We start from the raw sequence: 19,094 nt of genomic DNA on the forward strand, positions 1-19,094 counted from the left end.
ATAATGTAGTAATGCCGGATCAAGATATATTTCCAGGGAAATTATGGCAATGATAAAATGATAATAGGAAGAAAAAAGCGGCTGGTGACGCCAACCGCTTTTTCTCATCTGAATTTCTTAACTGAATAATATTACTTTTGTTTTCCGTGCTTTTTGGGTTCATTGATGCGTTCGCCGTATAGACCGCACCAGATGAATAAGGCGATGCCGATGATGATAACGGTTAGGCTAGTCAACTGGGCCGATTTCAGGCCAAAGAGCAGCGTGCCATAGTCACCGCGGAGAAATTCGAGGAAAAAGCGGGCAGTGGAGTAGAGAACGGCATATAGGATAAACACCTGGCCTTTGGCATGATTGGTGGTACGGAAAAGGAGCAGAAGGACAAAAATAATGACGTCAATTTGTCCCTCCCATACTTCGGCCGGCCATAACGGCTGGTCGCCATAAACCTGATAAGCCAAGGTCGTCGGGGGATAGATAATACCAAAGTTACCGCCGGTAGGGCGGCCAAAGGCGTCGCCGTTGAGCAGGTTAGCCATCCGGCCGATGGCTTGTCCCATGATAACCGCCGGCGCGGCTACGATGTCGGCAAAAGCCCAGGTGTCGATATTATGCCGTTTGGTGTAAATATAACCGACGATGGCGCCCAGGATAACACCGCCCTGAATGGCCATCCCGCCTTGCCAAACAAAGGGGATTTCCCAAAGATGGTATTTATAATAGTCCCAATCAAAGAAGAAGACATCCCACAGCCGAGCACCCACAAGACCGGCTAAACCGCAGTAAATCCCCATATCAAGGATGTGATGGTGCCAGCGGCCGTCCTGTTTAGCTAAAAAATAAGCCGTCGCGGTGGCGAGCAGAATACTGAGACTGAGGATAAGACCGTAAGCGCGGATTGGGAAATCGCCGATGAAAAAGAGGTATTGATGCATTTGGGAACCTCCTGCCGTGCTAAATATTTTATAGCAAGATATTTTAATCAACAAATTGTCAAAAGGAATTAATTGCCAAAAGGAATTAATTGACCGTACCGGGAATAGTATTCCCGTAGATGATGCAGTTTTGGAGGTAATATATGCACAAGCGCTTTCTGATTATTGCCCTGGCCGTTATTCTGGCGGCGGTCGGACTGTGGCATCTGGCGGCAGTAAACAATTCAAAACAAGACGCTGTTGCCGAAACAGGGGTTACGGTAGGGACAAAGCTAACGCCGTTTACCCTTCCTGATCTGGAAGGCAAAAGTATTGCCCTCGGTAAACCCGGTAAGGTGACCGTAATTAATTTTTGGGCAACCTGGTGTCCGCCATGTCGGGCCGAAATGCCCGAACTGGACCGGTTTTATCAAAAATACCGGCAAACAGTGGATTTTTATGCGGTAAATGTGCAAGAGCCGCCTGGGCAAGTGGCGGAGTTTCTCGCCAAGAACCAATACAGTTTACCGGTAATCACCGATAAAGACGGCGCGGTAGCGAGAATGTATCGCATAAACGCCATCCCCACGACAATTGTCGTCGATGCCCATGGCGTTATCCGCTACCGTAAGTCGGGCGGTGTTACAATGGCCGAACTGGAAGGGGTCATGAAAGGATTATTATAAGGGGGGGGAAGGGTTTGGCCGAAAATAGCCTTACTTTGCTTACGGCGTTTGCCGCAGGCGTCGTATCTTTTTTGTCACCCTGTGTGCTGCCCCTTTTGCCCACATATACGGCAGTCCTGGCCGGCACGGGCACACAGACCGGTCGCATTAGCCAATGGCGATTTTTAATGAACGCGGCGTGCTTTTTCAGCGGGTTTATTATTATTTTTGTCGCCATGGGGGCAACGGCATCCTATTTTGGGCAAGTGTTTTTCAAGTACCAGGATATAATCCGCAAGGTGGGCGCCGTGTTTATGATCCTGATGGGAATTCATTTGGCTGGATTTATCCGTCTGCCGGCCTTGTACCGCGAGTACCGACCGCTGCTTAGTGGCGCTTTTGAGGGGCCGTTGGGCGCGTTTATTTTAGGAATCGCCTTTACAGCCGGCTGGACACCCTGCACCGGCCCTATTCTCGCCTCTATTTTAATTTATGCAGGCGCTTCCGCCACGGTAGCTCAGGGCGCCTTCCTCCTTTTTATATACGCCATCGGTTTTTGCCTGCCGTTCATCGTCCTCGCGCTGCTATTCAACCGCTATTTACATAAAGTGCGTCGTTTGTACCAGTGGCTTCCGGCCATTCAGCGCGCAGCAGGCGTAATCCTTATTATTGTCGGCTGTTTTATCTATTTTGATTGGCTGCAAAAGGGCCTTGGTTTTATCTGGAATTTGCTTTAACCCAAATAGAAACCACCCCCGGACGGGTGGTTTCTACTACTTTAAGAAGGTAATTATTTGTTTGACAATTTGGTCAATTTTCTGCCGGTCTTCCGGAGTGGCGTCAGGGTTGTTGAGCAAACACTCGACAGCATTGTTTTCGAGGATAAAGATGCCGATTTTTTCGATGGAAGAACGGATTGCAGAAAGCTGAATCAAAATATTGCTGCACGACTGCTCTTCCTCGACCATGCGTTCAATACCGGCGATATGGCCTTTGACGTTGCGCAGCCGGTTTAAGACCTCAGTGCGGATGGATGCATTCACCATAGGCGGACACCTCTTCCTTGTCCCCCTGGGGGGTGGGTTAGTTACATTATAAAAGATTTGGTTTAAATATGCAAACAGTTACCCGGCACAACTACCGGGGCGAGAGAAATTTCTGCGGGAGGGCCTGGAAAGGAAAAATCATATACAAGGGAGAAAATGTTAAAAATAAAACTTAGCCGCCAAGGAGGGAACCATGTGAAGGTCAATGTTGTTTGGAAAGGTCAACGAAAGTTTGCGGCCACTGGTGAGTCGGGCCATAGTGTTCTCATGGATGCCAGTATCGAGGCCGGCGGTGAAGGCAAAGGCGTTAAACCGACGGAAATGGTGCTAATGGGTGTAGCCGGTTGCAGCGGCATTGATATTGTCATGATTTTAGAAAAGATGCGGGAAAAAGTCAGTCGTTTCGCGATTGAGGTGGACGGAGAGCGGGCAGACACTGAACCTAAGCGTTTTACCACGATCAAAGTGACTTATAAGCTGGAAGGCGAGATGCGGCCGGCCAATGTCGAAAAGGCGATTCGCCTCAGTCTTGATAAGTATTGTTCTGTTTCCAACAGTATGAATGCCCGCTTTGCGTTTGCCTACGAAGTAAACGGTATACGCTATCCCGAAACAGGCTTTATGGCTTAATCCTAACCCGGCCACTGGTAAGGCGCCGTTTTTTACCCGTTTTTTCACCGCCTGCTCTAATTAGGACATGCGCCGCAGCCATATAAGCTACATAAAATGTAGTAAATATATTATTAGGGGGTGCCCTAATGCTAATGCGGCTGCATCGTCCCCTCCTAATTTTTGTCGTTATCTTCGCGGTGGCCCAAGTTCTCCATGTTATCATGGCTGTTACCGCCGGCGATACTATTAGTTCCACCAGTTATCTCTTACACACCGGCGCTTTGTTAATTATTACTCTTTATGTCGTGCATACGCAGAGCGAACTGGGGCTGACAAAGGAAAAAGTCGCAGTCTACCGGGAGCTGTGGGCGCGGTTGCCGTTTGCTGCTCTGATCACTAAACAAGGACAACCCGAATTGGTGAACGACAGCTTTACTAAGCTTATTTCGCCTGACGGCGATGATGCGGTGAAGTGCCACAATTCGAACTTGTTGTGTCCATTTACGGAATGTCTTGTCGAGAAAGCTTTGGCTATGAGAGAAACGCAGGTAAAGGAAGAGCGGCTTGATGATGCCAAAGGTGGCAGCAAGTTTGTCCGGCGCTACGCCATTCCTGCCGTTTTGGGCAAACAGTGTCACTATGCCGCGGAGATTATTCTTAATTTGACGCCGCAAAGCCTGATGGCTGCCAACCGGGAGCAAGACTATCGCCAGATGCTTACAATCTTAGTGAATATGTTTGAAATGAAGGATCCCTACGGCCAGGGACATTCGCAAACAGTCTGCAACCTGGCGCAGGAGCTGGGGACGGCTCTTAACTTATCGCCGGAAGAAATGGAAGTGCTGGCCACGGCGGCAATTCTCCACGATATCGGCAAGATCGTCATTCCCGCCAATATCCTTAGCAAAATGGAACCCCTGACCGAGGATGACTATGTGATCATCCGCCGTCATCCTATTGTCAGCGCCGATATTGTGGAGGGTATCGCCGCTTTTCAGGCAGCGGCGCCCATTATTCGCCATCACCACGAGCGTTATGATGGCCAGGGCTATCCGGACGGTCTGTGCGGCGAGGAAATTCCGCTTGGCTCCCGTATCCTGGCGGTAGTAGACGCTTTTGACGCCATGACGGTGGGACGGACTTACCGGGGAAAAGCAGATGTGAATACAGCCATCGATAATATTATCCGCGAAAAGGGCCGACAGTTTGATCCGGTTGTGGTGGATGCATTTACGGTCTTGGTCAAAACCGGGCGGGCCCAAAAATAAAGCCCGCTAATGCGGGCCTTCTACATAATTTATATCGTTTTTGACCATTGGGCGAATTTGGCGAGGAGTTCGCTGCGAGCCGTTTCTACTTCGCTGCCGTGCCATTCCTGCCCGGTATCGCCGTCATACCACACGTCTTTCTGAGCAAAGGTCCCGGTTGGGTAGAGTTTTTCGCGGATTGCCGCGTGCATGCCGTCCAACATGCTCTGTTTTAGCGTCTTACGGGTTACTCTGGTGCCGGTTTTTTCCGTCGTCTTGATTTCAAGCCCACTATCTCCCAAGTCAATTTCGACATGGCTGAGCAGTTTGCCCTGTTGGTTGGCGGCGGCAATTGCCTTTTTGGCCGCGGTGATGGCGTCGCTGCGGCTGATATTATCATCGGCGACGGTAATCCGGACGGTGCCAATAATTAACTTATACATAATCCACCTCCCCTTCAATCATTTTATGAATGATTTTCCGCCTTAGAACTCCCTTAAAACTAGTGGTTTTGTTGACTTTTGTTTTACGCTGCTATATAATGGTAGACGATAATCCGAAGACGCAGGGTAGTAAGCACATAAAGATAGTCCAGAAAGTTGGCGGATGATGCGAGCCAACCTGTCGGTGTGCTGAACTCACTGCCGAGGAGCGGTCGTGAAGGAACTTTAGCGACTGACGGCTGACCGGCGTTAACGGTCCTAGAGCGGGCAGCGATAGCTGCCAAGCAGGGTGGTACCGCGAAGTATTTTCGTCCCTGGCTGCATCAGCCGTGGGGCGTTTTTTAATATACAAAGTTTAGACAGGAGGTCAGCATGAACGAACGCTATAACCCCCGTGAAATTGAAGCAAAATGGCAAAAGGTATGGGCTGAGGAAAAAGCTTTTGCCTGTGAAATGAACCGGCAAAAACCGGAGTATTATGTACTTGAAATGTTTCCGTATCCTTCCGGCCACTTACATATGGGCCATGTGCGCAATTATTCCATTGGCGACGTGATTGCCCGCTTTAAAATGATGCAAGGTTATAATGTCCTGCATCCCATGGGGTGGGACGCTTTTGGCATGCCGGCGGAAAACGCCGCGATCAAACATGGCATTCATCCCGCGAAATGGACATGGGACAATATCGCCAATATGCGGCGGCAGCAGCAGGAGCTCGGTCTTTCTTACGATTGGGACCGGGAAGTTGCGACCTGTCACCCCGATTATTATCGCTGGACGCAATGGTTGTTTTTGCTTTTTTATCACCGCGGTTTGGCTTATAAAAAGAAGGCGGCAGTTAACTGGTGCAATGACTGTAACACAGTACTTGCCAATGAACAGGTGGTAGACGGACGGTGCTGGCGGTGCGATTCCGTAGTCGTCAAAAAAGAGCTTGAACAATGGTTCTTTAAGATTACCGCCTATGCTGACCGGCTGCTCGAAGACCTCAAAGAACTCAAGGGCTGGCCGGAGCGGGTAAAAGTTATGCAGGAAAACTGGATCGGCCGCAGCGAAGGGGTTGAATTCAGTTTCGACGTTCCTGAAGTGGGTGAGAAAATCACGGTTTATACTACGCGCCATGATACCGCCTTTGGGGTGACGTATGTGGTCTTGGCCCCCGAGCATCCGCTGGTGAACAAGCTGATTGCCGGCAAGCCTCATGAGCGCGAAGTGCGTGCCTTTATCGAGCGCATCCGCAATATGAACGAAATAAACCGGACTTCCACCGAAACGGAAAAAGAGGGGATGTTTACTGGCGCTTATGCCGTTAATCCTTTCAATGGCGAGCAGGTGCCTATTTGGATTGCCAACTATGTTCTTGTAGATTACGGCACGGGAGCCGTTATGGGTGTTCCGGCCCACGATGAACGGGACTGGCAGTTCGCGACCAAATATGATCTGCCCAAACGCATCGTTATCCAGCCCCAGGGTGCTGAATTGGATCTGGCAAGCATGACCGGCGCTTATGACGGTCCAGGGATAATGATTAATTCCGGGCAGTTTACCGGCCTGGACAACGAGGCGGGCAAAGCGGCCGTCGCCGACTGGCTGGAGGAAAAAGGACTGGGTAAGCGGCGTATCAACTACCGGTTGCGCGACTGGTTAGTATCCCGCCAGCGTTATTGGGGCGCGCCTATTCCGATTATTTACTGCCCTGTATGCGGCATAGTACCCGTTCCCGCAGAGGATTTGCCGGTACTGCTGCCCGAGAATGTCAGCTTTGATACCGGCGCCGTTTCCCCGCTGGCCCAAGTGGAAGAATTCGTCAACTGCACTTGCCCGCAGTGCGGCGGTAAGGCCCGGCGGGAGACAGATACTATGGATACTTTCATTTGTTCTTCTTGGTACTATTACCGCTATACCAGCCCGCACAGCGATACGGAGGCCTTTAATTCGGCCAAGGCCAATTATTGGATGCCCGTGGATCAATATATTGGCGGCATTGAGCATGCCATATTACATCTATTGTATTCGCGCTTCTTTACCAAGGTGCTTAAGGATGCGGGCCTTATTAATGTAAACGAGCCCTTTAAGAATTTGCTGACCCAGGGCATGGTTATCAAGGACGGCGCCAAAATGTCGAAGTCCAAAGGCAATGTTGTGTCGCCGGAGGAAATCATCGGCAAATACGGGGCTGATACGGCTCGACTCTTCATTCTCTTTGCCGCCCCGCCGGAAAGAGACCTGGAGTGGAGTGACCAGGGTGTGGAAGGGGCCTTCCGGTTCCTAGGACGGCTGTGGCGGATTGTTCATCACTACGCGCCTGTCGCCGGCGCTGCTGACGAAAGTTATGACCCCGCGGTCCTCGGCCCAGAAGAACGTGAGTTACGGCGGGTGCTGCACAGTACGATTAAAAAAGTTACGGAGGATATTGGGGAGCGCTTCAATTTCAATACTGCCATCAGCGCCATTATGGAACTGGTAAACGCGTTATACGCCTTCCGGGAGCAGACAGCGGCGCCCAATCCCGGCCTGGTGCGCGAAGCCCTTTCTGCCCTTCTTCGGCTGCTAGCGCCGTTTGCCCCTCATATTACCGAAGAACTTTGGAATCAGACCATTGCCCAGGGCAGTGTTCATAAGCAGGCATGGCCCAGCTTTGATCCGGAAGCCATCAAGGTTGACGAGGTAGAAATCGTTTTGCAAATTAACGGCAAGGTACGGGAAAAAATTAAGGTTCCCGTCGGATTGGACGCGAAAGAACTGGAAGCAATTGCCCTGGCGCAGGAGCGGGTAAAAGCGCTGATAGCGGACAAACAAATTGTGAAGGTCATTTGCGTGCCGCAAAAACTGGTGAACATTGTTGTAAGATAAAACATTCGCCGGCCTGGTTTACCAAGCCGGCGATTTTCCTTAAGGAGGAGAGATTTTAGCCGCCTGTAACGAATAATGTATCTTACAACGCTTCAGGAGGTATGGCTTTGAATGCACAGACACTCGGGGTTCTGCTGATAATTTTTTCGGCCTGTGGTTTTGCCACGCTGGCCATCTTTATTAAATTTGCGTATGCGGCCGGCGCCAATACCGTCACGGTTTTGGCCTATCGCTTTACTATTGCCGCTCTTCTTTTTGGGGCCGTTATCCGGCTATGCGGCCTTGACTTTCGGGTAACGGGCAAGCAGGCCGTGCAGCTTTGCTTACTGGGGGGTATCGGCTACGGCCTTATGTCAACGCTATTTGCTCTCACGGTACTTTACTTACCGGCCAGCCTTGCCGGAATAATTTTGTATACTTACCCTGCATTGGTTAGTGTCTTGTCTTTTCTGGTCGGAGACGAGTTGTTTGGATGGCGAAAGGGGGTGGCGTTGGTTATTTGTTTTACCGGTCTCGTGCTGGTGCTCGGCGTGTCCTTGACCGGTCTTAACACTACTGGCGCCGCATTTGGCCTTGGTTCAGCCCTGGTTTATTCCTGTTATATTGTTGCCGGCAATCGGCTGCTTAAAGGGATCGATCCACTGGTATCCACTTTCTACGTTTGCACGGCGGCGGCCGTCGTCTTTGTGGCTGGCGGCATGCTTAGCGGCACCCTTATATGGAGCCTTTCGCTGCAAGGATGGCTTGCCATTTTGGGTATTGCCGTTTTTGCTACTTGTATCGGTATTCTTGGTTTTTTTGCCGGCATGTACCGGATTGGCGCGACCAATGCTTCGATCATCAGTACTTTTGAACCGGTAATTACGGTGCTGTTGTCTGCTTTGTTGCTGGAAGAAAGAATTACGGCCATACAGGGCTTTGGCGGTCTGCTTATTCTTGCCGGGGTGCTTGTCCTTCAACTAACAGGGGGTTCGACTGCCGTTGCTAAAACGTGTGATGAAAGAGGAAATATGGATAAATTTGGAGAAATATAGCTGCATTACCGTCAAGGAGGAGATCAAGTGGACGGGGTGCAGAAACGGCTGGTCATTATCTTGTTGATGGCAGCTCTGATTGTTGCCGGCAGTATTTATCATTATTGGCAAAAGACGACGGTGACGGAAACGGTCGCCAGCGGACCGGTTGTGACGGCTCAGTCACGGACTGACGAAATAGTTATTTACGTCAGTGGTGCGGTGAATAAACCCGGTGTTTTCAAAATGCCGGCCGGGGGACGGGTATTGGATGCGGTGAATTACGCGGGCGGGCTCGCCGCCGGCGCGGATAGTACCCGGGTAAACCTGGCCCAGCCATTAAAAGATGGAATGCATGTTCATGTGCCGGTAGTAGTGCTGGCGGCCGGCCCCGGCGGATCTAACTCGGCCGGCGGTGCCGGCAAGGTGAACGTTAACACGGCCAGCGCAAATGAACTTGACAAACTGCCAGGGATTGGGCCGGCGTTGGCCCAGCGCATTATTGACTATCGCCAAAGTATTGGCGGTTTTAAGGATCTGGAAGAAGTAAAGAAAGTTCCGGGAATTGGCGAAGCCAAATTTAATCAAATTAAAGATAAAATTTCTCTGTAACGCGGGCGATGAGGAATGTTACGCTTTTTATAACTGCCGCGTTTGCTGCCGGAATATGGGCAGCTGATTTAGCCAACTGGCCCTGGCCGGCACTGGTTATTTCCTTTGTCGCGCTCCTATTGGCTGCTGCTTGGCAGGTGGGCCGCTGCCCCGCCCGCGCGGCCTGGCTGCTGGCCGGACTGTTTTTTGTGGCCGGTATTATCCGCTTTCTTCATGCCGATATGCTGCCGGCGAACGACATCAGCCGCTATGCCGGAAACAGCGTTGTCTTATCCGGCACGGTCGCCGAGTCGCCGCGCGTAACGCCGGTCAGCGACGAGCAGGTGAAAGTGCGGTACCGCCTAACGGCAGAGTTGGTCCAAACTGAGCGGGATTATAAAACGGTTAGGGGCGGCATTATCGTAACTGTCCGTCAGCCGGCTAACCAGACAGTGGCGGGATATGGCGACAAGATTACTGTTTCCGGGATAATAGCTGCGCCTCGCGGCTATCAAAATCCTGGCGCCGCTGATTGGGCCGCCGCGCTTAAACGGCAGGGCATTACGGCAATACTCTTTTCCCCCGGCAAAGTGATAGTTACACCGGCGCCGGCTTCATCCTGGTACGGGCGGCTACAAGCCTGGCGGCAAGCGCTGAAAGGACAAATCGCCGCCACACTGCCCCCCAGCGACGCGGCGATTCTGACTGGGCTTGTTTTTGGCGGCTATGAGGGAATTAAGAAAGAGGTCATTGCCGACTTCGCCACAACAGGCATTATCCATATTTTATCGGTATCGGGAACGCATATCGCTTTGGCGGCCGGGGTAGCCCTCTGGCTGGGCAGGGTATTAAAGCTGCGCCCGCGTATTAGTGCGGCCCTGGCGGCGGTGACGGTTCTTTTTTATATGACGTTGGCGGGCTTGGTTCCGCCGGTGGTTCGTTCGGGCTTGATGGGACTGACGGCGTTAGCGGCGCTAGCCGCCGGCCGGGAGCCGGATGCGCCCACGGCATTGTCCTTATCGGCGCTAGCTATGCTAGCCGTTCAGCCTGCCCTGCTTTATGATATCAGTTTCCAACTGTCGTTCGCCGCCACGGCCGGACTGGTTTTTCTTTACCGTAAGACTTTGGCGGTGTTAACCACTGTTTTACCGGAGTTGCTGGCCGGACCGTTTGCGGTGACGTTGGCGGCCCAGCTGGGCGTGCTGCCTTTTCTGGCCTGGTATTTCAATACTTTGTCCTTAAGCGCTTTTCTCGCCAATCTTATCATTGTACCCCTCGTAGAGGGTGTAGTAATTTTGGGTCTTGCGGCATGCCTGGCCAGCTTGTTTACCGGATGGGGGGCGAAAGTCCTCTTGGCCTTGTGCGGGCTGGCAATCGGCGCCGTGGTGCAGCTTGCCGCATTTTTGGCCGCTTTGCCTGGCGGTGTCGTCTATTTGCCGCCCTTTACAATTTGGGCTGGTCTCATATATTATTTTCTCATAGCTTGGGCCTACGGGTACCGGTTTGGCATTTTACCGTCCCTGCCGGTGGTGATGCGGCGGTGGCCGCAGGCTATCGCCATGGTTGGCCTGGCGGCTGCTGTCTGCTTGGCTGTGGCTCTGTGGTATCCCCGGCCCGTCAGTGTCCATTTTATTGATGTTGGGCAGGGTGACGCTACTTTGATAACAACGCCGCATCGGCGGGCCATATTAGTTGATGCCGGCGGCACAAGCGGCGATGCCGACGGTTTTGACGTCGGCGAACAGGTGGTGCTACCTTATCTTCGCCATCACGGCGTCCAGGCGCTTGACTATCTGATTTTAACCCATGGCCACAGCGACCACGCCGGCGGTGCTGCCGCTATCGCTGCGTCCCTGCCGGTCAAAACGGCCCTGGTGGCGCAAGAGGAGCAAATTTCGCCGGTGATGCAGGCTTTTCTGAGGGGCAAGAAATCCGCGGTCGCCGTTCCCGCCTTTACCGGGCAAAATATTATTATCGACGGAGTTTCCCTAACAGTTGTCCATGCGCCGGTTGGCGGTGCCGCCAGGAATGAAGCTTCCGTTGTCGTCCGGGTGGATTACGGCCGTCATAGTTTTTTGCTTACCGGCGATTTGGAAAAAGCGCAGGAGACGGCCCTGGTAGCCGACGGTATCGAGCCCTGCAGCGTTTTAAAAGTCGGACACCATGGTTCGAAAACGTCAACCTCATCGGAATTTCTCGCCGCCTTGTCGCCACAGTATGCCGTTATTTCCGTTGGTTATCAAAACCGTTTCGGGCATCCGCACCCGGAGACCCTTGCCCGCCTGGACAGGCAGGGCGTCAAAGTTTACCGGACGGATCGGGATGGCGCCATATTATTTACGACGGACGGCAAGACGCTCACGGTGAGTACTTTTGGCGACAGACATGCGGCCAGCCCAAATAGGGGAGGACAGCGATGAATTATCAAGAAGCAGTGCGGCAGATCCGGTCAGGCCGGGTGCTGCCGGTTTATCTTTTACACGGCGAGGAAGTCTATCTTGCCCGGGAATTTGAAGCGGCTATTATCAATGCCGTTCTCTCGCCGGAGGAGCGGGATACTAATCTTATTATATTTGATGGCGATCCGGCGCCGGCCGAACTGACGTCTGTGGTGGAAACGGCGCCATTTTTAGGCGACAAAAATGTCGTAGTTGTCAGGGAAACGGCCTTGTTTCGGGCCAGTCGCAAAAATACTGACGAAAGTGACGCTGGCGACCGCGATGCTGAGCGTATCCTTAAGTTGGTGCGCAACTTGCCGGAATATACCCTGCTTATTTTTCAGACGGCAGAGGCGGCCGATAAACGGCGAAAACTGTTCAAAACCGTAGAAGAACGAGGGGCGGCGGTCGAACTAGCGCCGCTAAAGATAAAAGAGCTGCGCGGATGGGTGGTGGACAAGCTGGCGGCAGCGGGCAAGAAGATCGCACCTGATGCCCTGGAACACCTGTTAGCGGTGGTTAGTATGATGCCGCAGGTGTCACTTGGCTTTTTAGCGGGGGAACTTGCCAAACTTGCCTTGTATACAGAGAACCGTGCGATAATTACACGCCGGGATTTGGCGGAAGTACTGTCAGCTGTACCTGAAGTTTCTGTTTTTGCGCTCGTTGACGCTATAACCCAGAAACAGGTCGGCAAGGCCCTTTCATTATTATCCGACCAATTGGCAATAGGCGAGCACCCGGTGCGGTTAGTGGCTCTTTTGGCCCGCCAGGTGAGGATGCTGTGGCAGGCCAAAGAATTAGCCGAAAAGGGGCTGGGGGCGCGCGAGATCGCAGAAAAACTGGGTGTTCATCCTTTTGTGGGCGAAAAACTTGCTCGTCAATGCCTGCAGTTTACCGCCGGGCGTCTGAAGGAAGCGGTCTTGGCATTAGCGGCCGCGGACCGGGATTTTAAGTCCGGCCGGGCCGGCGCTTTTAGCCTGGACAAGATTATAATCGATTTATGCCGATAAATAATAAAAATCCCTGTTCTTCTGAGAACAGGGATTTCATATTATTGAGCCAGTGCGTTAACTTTTTGCGCCAGACGAGATTTCTTCCGGGCCGCGGCATTTTTATGAATAACGCCTTTCGCGGCGGCTTTGTCAATAATGCTGCTGGCTTTGGTCAGGAGGGTTTTAGCCTCTTCTACTTGGCCGGCTTGAACCGCTTCGGCAACTTTGCGGGAAATGGTGCGGATAGCGGTTTTCACCGGGAAGTTGCGGGCGCGGCGTTCCGCATCGGTTTTTACGCTGCGAATGGAAGACTTGATATTCGGCAAGTGTTTCACCTCCTTTGACCGTGTCGCTTAAAACATTTTAGCATGGACAAAACTAAAATGCAAGCAACAATTCCCAGACTGCACAAAATTCCCGCCAAGTTCATGGTGTTAGCATGACAGCTCCTGTATAGCCTTTTTTTGTTCCGGACACGCTAGTTTCATCATAAGAAAATGGATAGGTGCACTATTAAGCCGAGGAGGAAGGATATGCAGCAGGCAAATTTTACCCCGCGCACAGACTTGGCGTTGGAAGCAAGAGAGGTTTTAACCCGCCGCGTGCGGGAAGATATACCCGGCGTCATTGTCGAAACGTCTGAAGACGAAGATGTGCTTATTACCCGGGTTAACATCACCACGCCTGAGGCGGAACGGTTGATGGGCAAATTGCAGGGCACATATATTACTATTGAAGCACCAGGCCTACGGTATAAAAATACGCCCCTCGAGAAAAAAGTCATGAATTTTTTGGCTCAGGAACTAGGCCAGCTCGTCCAACTGCCGCGTAATGGCACCGCTTTGGTGGTGGGGCTGGGAAACTGGAATGTTACCCCTGATGCATTGGGACCCCGTGCAGTAGATAAAATTGTTGTTACCAGGCACCTCCAGGAAATGCTATCGCCTGAGCTAAAAGGCGGTGTCCGTTCCGTGTGTGCCATTGCCCCTGGCGTACTCGGCATAACCGGTATGGAGACCGCCGAGATTATCCAGGGTATCGTAAGCCGCGTTAAGCCTGATGTGGTCATAGCCATCGATGCCCTCGCGGCGGCATCCAGCCATCGCGTCATAACCACCGTGCAGATTGCCAATACCGGGATTCATCCTGGTTCCGGTGTAGGCAATAAACGCTTCGGCCTTACGCAGCAATCCCTTGGGGTACCGGTTATTGCTATCGGTGTTCCTACCGTGGTCCACGCTTCCACCATCGCCATGGATACCATTGACACCCTGCAGGAGCATGCCGCCTTTGCCCGCTATTTCCGGAGCATGGCCAATCTAACCGACCAGGACCGACAGGTTATTGTTCGGCAGGTGCTGCCTGACACGTTGGGCGATCTAATGGTGACACCGAAAGAAATCGACCGTCTTATTAACGACATCGCCAATGTGGTGGCTGGGGGTATCAACCAGGCAATGCACCCTCACATTGACTATGAAAATATTCATCTTTACCTCCATTAGCGGGTAGGAAGGAAGTAATATCGCTTTGCCGTCAAGCATATACATTGTATGTAAACACAAGACAGGGGGCAGCAAGCTTGAGAAGACGGCGGCGGTACCATTCCCAAATAAAACCTCTTTATATTACTTTGTGTGTTGCAATTTTCTTCTTGGTTATTGCGGCAGGATACTGGATGCTTCACGAGGCGGCGCTGCCGGTTAGCACCAGTGCCAGCACGGAAATCCCTAAATGGCGTGAAATATTTTTTGCCAGTATTCCGGGAATATCAGGGGCGTCGCAGCCCGTAAAGATTGCGGCAGAGCTGACGCCGCAAAAGTTTTTAGGGAGGATTGTTTTATTCCTTACCAATATTGATATCGGCGACAGCAAGTCCTTGCTGCGGATGGAAATTCCGCTGCTAGCTGCAGTTAAGTCAAGCATCCCCATAGTGAGCGCGAAAAGTCTGCCCAATTTCCCCAAGTTTGATCCGCAGACTTTTTTATTGCCTGGTAAGCCGCTGATTGGTATCTATCATACTCATACTTCGGAATCGTTTGTTCCTAATTCCGGTGTTACCCATAAACGCGGTGGACAGCCAGGGGACATTGTCGATGTGGGCAAAGCCCTTGTGGCTCGCTTGGATAAGCATGGCATCAAAGCGGTTCACAGCACGACCGTTCATGATTATCCAAGCTTTATGAAAGCATATGGTCCGTCGGAAAATACGGTAAAGAAAATGCTGGCTGACTATCCTTCCATCCAAATGGTTTTTGATATTCACCGGGACGCCGATAAGCGAGAAAATTCAGTTGTTCAGATTAATGGCGCGACCGTGGCGCGAATTACTATCGTGGTAGCTACCGGGCAACAAGATCTGGTACAGCCCCATTGGCAACAAAACCATGCCTTTGCCAAGTTAATTGATGCCAAGCTCGACCAGCATTTCCCCGGGTTGTCGCGGGGGATTCAGCTTGTTGATTGGCGCTACAATCAGCATCTGCACCCTCGTTCCCTGCTGATTGAGGTAGGGTGCCAAGATAACAGCAAGGAGGAAGCTGTGCGCAGTATTGAGATGTTTGGCGACGTGCTGGCGGAAATTATTGCGGAGAATAATAATTGACCGGAAAGTCCCTCTAGAGGGTCGAAAGCGCCTTTTAGGGGGAGTTTTTATTGGGATGTATAAACTTGCCCTGCTCGTGACATGTTTATTTGATAGGGAGGAGGGCGACAGATGTTGGTCCGGTTGAGTGTTGCCGATGCGAAGGTCATCCTTCGGGGGCTGCTCGTTATGCTGGCTGTTATCATTGCCGGCGTCTCCGCGGCGGAATATCAGATGAATAATATGACCCAGCAACGCAATTTTGTGCAGGCCGTAAATATTCGCCGGGAACATGGTGGGTATGAGGTTTACTTATTTGGCCAGGTCACCAATTTTTCGGCGCTCTATCCGCTCGGAAAGATAAAAACTGCCGGTGGAGACGTCATCTTTGAATACAATAGCACCCGCCTGGCCCTGCCAACGGTGGTTTATCTTGATCTTAACAAGGTTGTCTATTGGTTAAAGATATGGCGGAACCAATTTATTGATGAAGCCATCAAGACCAAACGTGACCTGGAATGGTATATTGCCATGTTACGCCCCTATTTAGTGCTAGCCGGTCAATTAATGCGTGAATGGTGTGAGTGGCTGGCTGGACTCTTTAAACCATTATCCGGCTTTTCCCTGCCGGGCGAATGATGGTAGTATTCTCCTGATGCTTGCAGGCACTAAACAGCCAATGATATAATTATTGGAAGCAACCCATGTACGTTTGCGAGAGGAGCCTGCAATGAATACGTCGCATATCCGTAATTTTTCCATTATCGCGCATATTGACCACGGTAAGTCGACCCTTGCTGACCGCATAATAGAATATACCGGTGCGCTGTCTGAACGGGAAATGGAGGACCAGGTGCTGGACCAGCTGGAGCTGGAACGCGAACGCGGCATTACCATTAAGGCCCAAGCCGTCCGGCTTAATTATACCGCCCGGGACGGGCAAACTTATATGCTTAACCTTATTGACACACCGGGGCACGTTGACTTTACCTATGAGGTTTCACGCAGCCTGGCGGCCTGTGAAGGAGCACTGCTGGTTGTCGACGCCTCCCAGGGGATTGAGGCCCAAACCTTGGCCAACGTCTATTTGGCCCTCGAGCACAACCTGGAGATTATCCCGGTTATAAACAAGATTGACCTTCCTAACGCCGACCCGGAAAAGGTCAAGCAGGAAATCGAGGATGTAATCGGCCTTGACGCGTCGGAGGCTGTGCTGGTCAGTGCCAAGGCGGGGATTGGTATCGAAGATGTACTAGAAGCTATCATTAAAAAAATTCCGCCGCCGCGCACCGATGCCACGAAACCCCTTCGGGCGCTTATTTTCGATTCGCATTTTGATTCGTATAAAGGGGTCATTGCCTATGTGCGGGTGATGGATGGCAAAATCGTTCCCGGTATGAAGATTAAAATGATGGCGACCGATAAAAAGTTCGAAGTCACCGAAGTAGGGGTATTTCGTCCTTACTTGGCCAATGTAGACGAACTGGGGCCCGGTGAGGTGGGTTTTGTCGCCGCTAGCATAAAAAACGTCAAAGATACGCGCGTCGGGGATACCATTACCGATGCTGACAACCCGGCCACCGAGCCGCTACCTGGTTACCGCAAGATTACGCCCATGGTGTATTGCGGCTTGTATCCGGTCGACAGTTCCGATTACGACGCTTTGCGCGACGCGCTGGAAAAACTCAAACTGAATGATGCCTCGCTTGTCTTTGAACCCGAAACTTCCGTTGCGTTGGGATTTGGTTTCCGCTGCGGCTTTTTGGGTCTATTGCATATGGACGTCATTCAAGAGCGCCTCGAGCGCGAGTATAACTTGACGCTGATAACTACGGCGCCGAACGTAATTTACAAAGTATACAAGACAAACGGGGAAATTTTGGATATCGACAATCCTGCACGGCTGCCTACGCCTCAGGAAATCGACCATATTGAAGAGCCGTATGTTCGTGCCAGTATCATCGTGCCTAATGACTATGTAGGGGCGGTTATGGAGCTGTCGCAGGAAAAACGCGGCGAGTTTAAAGATATGCGGTATCTTGATATGACGCGCGTAATGTTGACTTATGAACTGCCGCTTAGCGAAATTATTTATGACTATTTTGATCGTCTCAAGTCAGCTACCCGGGGTTACGCATCGCTTGATTACGAACTCATCGGCTATCGCGCGTCCAACCTTGTCAAGTTGGATATCCTGCTCAACGGCGATCCTGTGGACGCCCTGAGCGTAATTGTCCATCGCGACCGGGCCCAAGCACGCGGGCGGCAGCTGGTAGAAAAACTGAAAGAAATCATTCCGCGGCAAATGTTCGAAATTCCTATCCAGGCGGCGATTGGCAATAAAGTCATTGCTCGCGAAACAGTCCGCGCTCTCCGCAAGGACGTGCTTGCCAAATGCTATGGTGGTGACATAACGCGTAAGCGGAAACTGCTGGAAAAACAAAAAGAAGGCAAAAAGCGCATGAAGCAGGTTGGTAGCGTAGAAGTGCCGCAGGAAGCCTTTATGGCGATTTTGAAAATGGATTGACCCATGAAACTCGGGCTTTACATTCATATTCCTTTCTGCCGGCAAAAGTGTTTGTATTGTGACTTCCCTTCTCATGACAACCTAGCTCACCTGTACCAGGACTATATTGACGCTTTGTGCCGGGAAATTGCCGAGCAGGGAAGGCGTTTTGCCGGTTGGGTTGTTGATACCGTCTATATTGGTGGCGGCACCCCTACTGTGCTGCCGAGTGAACTCTTAGGCCGGGTGTTTGCCAGCCTTGCTGCCGCGTTTTCGCTGGAACCGGCTGTTGAAATTACGGTAGAAGCTAATCCGGGCACGATAGATTTGCCGCTTTTAAAGGCCCTGCGGGCTTGGGGGGTAAATCGCCTGAGTTTCGGTGTTCAGACGTTTGTTCCGCATCTTTTGCCCCTGCTCGGGCGCGTTCATACGGCCGAACAGGGGATTGAGGCTGTTGAATTGGCGCGAGCGGCTGGTTTTGACAACATCAACCTTGATTTAATGTATGGCCTGCCCGAGCAGCGCCAGGCGGACGTGGCGGACAGTCTAAGCAGGGCTACAGAACTTGGGGTGCCACACCTTTCGGTGTACGGCCTGAAAGTGGAGGAGGGCACCCCTTTCGCTGTTAGCCATGCTGCCGGTAAGCTTGCTCTGCCTGATGAAACAGAAGAAGAAGCAATGTACGACTTGGTAACTGCTTTTTTACGGCAAGCGGGCTACCGCCGGTATGAAATTTCCAACTATTGTCTGAGCGGCTACGAATGCCGCCATAATCTCAAATATTGGCACTATCAGCCTTTCTTGGGGTTAGGCGCCGCTGCTTATTCTTTCGTAGACGGAGTGCGCTGGGCTAATACTCCCCAAGTGACAGAATATATCCAGGCGCAGCGACAGGGCGCTTTGGCCGTCCACGACCGCGAAGTATTGGACAGACAAACGCAGATTACCGAATTTATTTTTCTGGCCCTGCGCACTGCCGCTGGGCTTGATAGCGGAATATTCCAAGAACGTTTTGGTATCTCTTTTTGGGACGCGTACCGCGCCACGATTGACACCCTCTCGCAGCGCGGGCTGGTAGAGCGGTGCGGCAACAGGCTGCGCCTCACCGACTTAGGGATGAAATTTGGCAATATTGTTTTTGCGTCCTTTTTGCCGGACAAGGCTTGAAATTACACGATTATCTTGAC

18 protein-coding genes and 1 other annotated feature are annotated in these 19,094 nt (G+C 51.7%); of the genes, 14 read left to right on the plus strand and 4 right to left on the minus strand.

Going from position 1 to position 19,094, the window contains the following annotated elements:
* Window positions 1-131: 131 nt before the first annotated feature.
* The gene (lgt, locus tag TCARDRAFT_RS07695; RefSeq protein ID WP_007289448.1) at window positions 132-935 is read right to left on the minus strand and encodes a prolipoprotein diacylglyceryl transferase; all 804 of its coding nucleotides are present in this window, start codon (window positions 933-935) and stop codon (window positions 132-134) included.
* 143 nt (window positions 936-1,078) lie between these two features.
* Here lgt and TCARDRAFT_RS07700 point away from each other — a divergent pair, with 143 nt between their 5' ends.
* A complete protein-coding gene (locus TCARDRAFT_RS07700; protein WP_007289449.1) occupies window positions 1,079-1,600 on the plus strand; it encodes a TlpA family protein disulfide reductase in 522 nt (173 codons plus the stop codon).
* A 14-nt stretch (window positions 1,601-1,614) separates the two neighbouring features.
* Window positions 1,615-2,316, plus strand: coding sequence for a cytochrome c biogenesis CcdA family protein (locus tag TCARDRAFT_RS07705; RefSeq protein ID WP_007289450.1), 702 nt, complete (start codon window positions 1,615-1,617; stop codon window positions 2,314-2,316).
* Window positions 2,317-2,352: 36 nt separating this feature from the next.
* Here the strand turns inward: TCARDRAFT_RS07705 and TCARDRAFT_RS07710 are convergent, their stop codons facing one another.
* Window positions 2,353-2,625, minus strand: coding sequence for a metal-sensitive transcriptional regulator (locus TCARDRAFT_RS07710; RefSeq protein WP_007289451.1), 273 nt, complete (start codon window positions 2,623-2,625; stop codon window positions 2,353-2,355).
* Window positions 2,626-2,820: 195 nt separating this feature from the next.
* Here TCARDRAFT_RS07710 and TCARDRAFT_RS07715 point away from each other — a divergent pair, with 195 nt between their 5' ends.
* A complete protein-coding gene (locus tag TCARDRAFT_RS07715) occupies window positions 2,821-3,255 on the plus strand; it encodes an OsmC family protein (RefSeq protein WP_040683187.1) in 435 nt (144 codons plus the stop codon).
* A gap of 128 nt (window positions 3,256-3,383) precedes the next feature.
* Window positions 3,384-4,505, plus strand: coding sequence for an HD-GYP domain-containing protein (locus tag TCARDRAFT_RS14595; RefSeq protein WP_007289453.1), 1,122 nt, complete (start codon window positions 3,384-3,386; stop codon window positions 4,503-4,505).
* Between the two features lie 29 nt (window positions 4,506-4,534).
* Here TCARDRAFT_RS14595 and TCARDRAFT_RS07725 read toward each other — a convergent pair whose 3' ends face one another.
* Window positions 4,535-4,927, minus strand: coding sequence for a hypothetical protein (locus TCARDRAFT_RS07725; RefSeq protein WP_007289454.1), 393 nt, complete (start codon window positions 4,925-4,927; stop codon window positions 4,535-4,537).
* 107 nt (window positions 4,928-5,034) lie between these two features.
* Window positions 5,035-5,246: a binding site (T-box leader), on the plus strand.
* Between the two features lie 53 nt (window positions 5,247-5,299).
* Between TCARDRAFT_RS07725 and leuS the strand changes: the two genes are divergently transcribed.
* From leuS to holA, 5 genes are all read left to right on the plus strand, one after another.
* Entirely contained in the window at window positions 5,300-7,780 is a 2,481-nt protein-coding gene (gene leuS / locus TCARDRAFT_RS07730) for a leucine--tRNA ligase (protein ID WP_007289455.1), read from the plus strand.
* A 101-nt stretch (window positions 7,781-7,881) separates the two neighbouring features.
* On the plus strand, window positions 7,882-8,814 hold the full coding sequence (locus TCARDRAFT_RS07735) for a DMT family transporter (protein WP_050769602.1): 933 nt from the start codon (window positions 7,882-7,884) through the stop codon (window positions 8,812-8,814).
* Between the two features lie 27 nt (window positions 8,815-8,841).
* On the plus strand, window positions 8,842-9,405 hold the full coding sequence (locus tag TCARDRAFT_RS07740) for a ComEA family DNA-binding protein (protein ID WP_007289457.1): 564 nt from the start codon (window positions 8,842-8,844) through the stop codon (window positions 9,403-9,405).
* Between the two features lie 8 nt (window positions 9,406-9,413).
* Window positions 9,414-11,804, plus strand: a complete 2,391-nt coding sequence (locus TCARDRAFT_RS07745; protein WP_007289458.1) for a DNA internalization-related competence protein ComEC/Rec2 — start codon at window positions 9,414-9,416, stop codon at window positions 11,802-11,804.
* Entirely contained in the window at window positions 11,801-12,835 is a 1,035-nt protein-coding gene (gene holA / locus TCARDRAFT_RS07750) for a DNA polymerase III subunit delta (protein ID WP_007289459.1), read from the plus strand. The genes TCARDRAFT_RS07745 and holA overlap by 4 nt, the downstream gene beginning before the upstream one ends.
* A 41-nt stretch (window positions 12,836-12,876) precedes the next feature.
* On the opposite strand, the gene rpsT is transcribed toward holA, so the two are convergent.
* Entirely contained in the window at window positions 12,877-13,143 is a 267-nt protein-coding gene (gene rpsT / locus TCARDRAFT_RS07755) for a 30S ribosomal protein S20 (RefSeq protein WP_007289460.1), read from the minus strand.
* Window positions 13,144-13,350: 207 nt separating this feature from the next.
* On the opposite strand from rpsT, the gene gpr reads away from it, so the two are divergent.
* The 5 genes from gpr (at window position 13,351) to hemW (ending at window position 19,074) form a co-directional block, all read left to right on the plus strand.
* Window positions 13,351-14,322 (plus strand): GPR endopeptidase, encoded by a 972-nt coding sequence (gene gpr / locus TCARDRAFT_RS07760; protein WP_007289461.1) that lies wholly within the window; start codon window positions 13,351-13,353, stop codon window positions 14,320-14,322.
* A 77-nt stretch (window positions 14,323-14,399) separates the two neighbouring features.
* The gene (spoIIP, locus tag TCARDRAFT_RS07765) at window positions 14,400-15,422 is read left to right on the plus strand and encodes a stage II sporulation protein P (protein WP_040683188.1); all 1,023 of its coding nucleotides are present in this window, start codon (window positions 14,400-14,402) and stop codon (window positions 15,420-15,422) included.
* A 111-nt stretch (window positions 15,423-15,533) separates the two neighbouring features.
* Entirely contained in the window at window positions 15,534-16,040 is a 507-nt protein-coding gene (locus TCARDRAFT_RS07770) for a hypothetical protein (protein ID WP_007289463.1), read from the plus strand.
* Window positions 16,041-16,131: 91 nt separating this feature from the next.
* Entirely contained in the window at window positions 16,132-17,928 is a 1,797-nt protein-coding gene (gene lepA, locus TCARDRAFT_RS07775) for a translation elongation factor 4 (RefSeq protein WP_007289464.1), read from the plus strand.
* Between the two features lie 3 nt (window positions 17,929-17,931).
* Complete coding sequence (hemW, locus tag TCARDRAFT_RS07780; RefSeq protein ID WP_007289465.1) at window positions 17,932-19,074, plus strand: radical SAM family heme chaperone HemW; 1,143 nt, start codon at window positions 17,932-17,934, stop codon at window positions 19,072-19,074.
* Window positions 19,075-19,094: the final 20 nt, after the last annotated feature.

The sequence above is a fragment of the Thermosinus carboxydivorans Nor1 genome (genome assembly GCF_000169155.1).
GTDB classification, from domain to species: domain Bacteria; phylum Bacillota; class Negativicutes; order Sporomusales; family Thermosinaceae; genus Thermosinus; species Thermosinus carboxydivorans.

Excerpts from the sequence above, each read along its gene's own strand:
- TCARDRAFT_RS07735 (WP_050769602.1), top strand. The coding sequence starts at position 7,882 with ATGGCTTTGAATGCACAGACACTCGGGGTTCTGCTGATAATTTTTTCG.
- TCARDRAFT_RS07745 (WP_007289458.1), top strand. The coding sequence starts at position 9,414 with ATGAGGAATGTTACGCTTTTTATAACTGCCGCGTTTGCTGCCGGAATA.
- lgt (WP_007289448.1), bottom strand. The coding sequence starts at position 935 with ATGCATCAATACCTCTTTTTCATCGGCGATTTCCCAATCCGCGCTTAC.
- TCARDRAFT_RS14595 (WP_007289453.1), top strand. The coding sequence starts at position 3,384 with ATGCTAATGCGGCTGCATCGTCCCCTCCTAATTTTTGTCGTTATCTTC.
- TCARDRAFT_RS07700 (WP_007289449.1), top strand. The coding sequence starts at position 1,079 with ATGCACAAGCGCTTTCTGATTATTGCCCTGGCCGTTATTCTGGCGGCG.
- holA (WP_007289459.1), top strand. The coding sequence starts at position 11,801 with ATGAATTATCAAGAAGCAGTGCGGCAGATCCGGTCAGGCCGGGTGCTG.
- gpr (WP_007289461.1), top strand. The coding sequence starts at position 13,351 with ATGCAGCAGGCAAATTTTACCCCGCGCACAGACTTGGCGTTGGAAGCA.
- lepA (WP_007289464.1), top strand. The coding sequence starts at position 16,132 with ATGAATACGTCGCATATCCGTAATTTTTCCATTATCGCGCATATTGAC.
- TCARDRAFT_RS07770 (WP_007289463.1), top strand. The coding sequence starts at position 15,534 with ATGTTGGTCCGGTTGAGTGTTGCCGATGCGAAGGTCATCCTTCGGGGG.
- hemW (WP_007289465.1), top strand. The coding sequence starts at position 17,932 with ATGAAACTCGGGCTTTACATTCATATTCCTTTCTGCCGGCAAAAGTGT.
- TCARDRAFT_RS07710 (WP_007289451.1), bottom strand. The coding sequence starts at position 2,625 with ATGGTGAATGCATCCATCCGCACTGAGGTCTTAAACCGGCTGCGCAAC.
- leuS (WP_007289455.1), top strand. The coding sequence starts at position 5,300 with ATGAACGAACGCTATAACCCCCGTGAAATTGAAGCAAAATGGCAAAAG.
- TCARDRAFT_RS07725 (WP_007289454.1), bottom strand. The coding sequence starts at position 4,927 with ATGTATAAGTTAATTATTGGCACCGTCCGGATTACCGTCGCCGATGAT.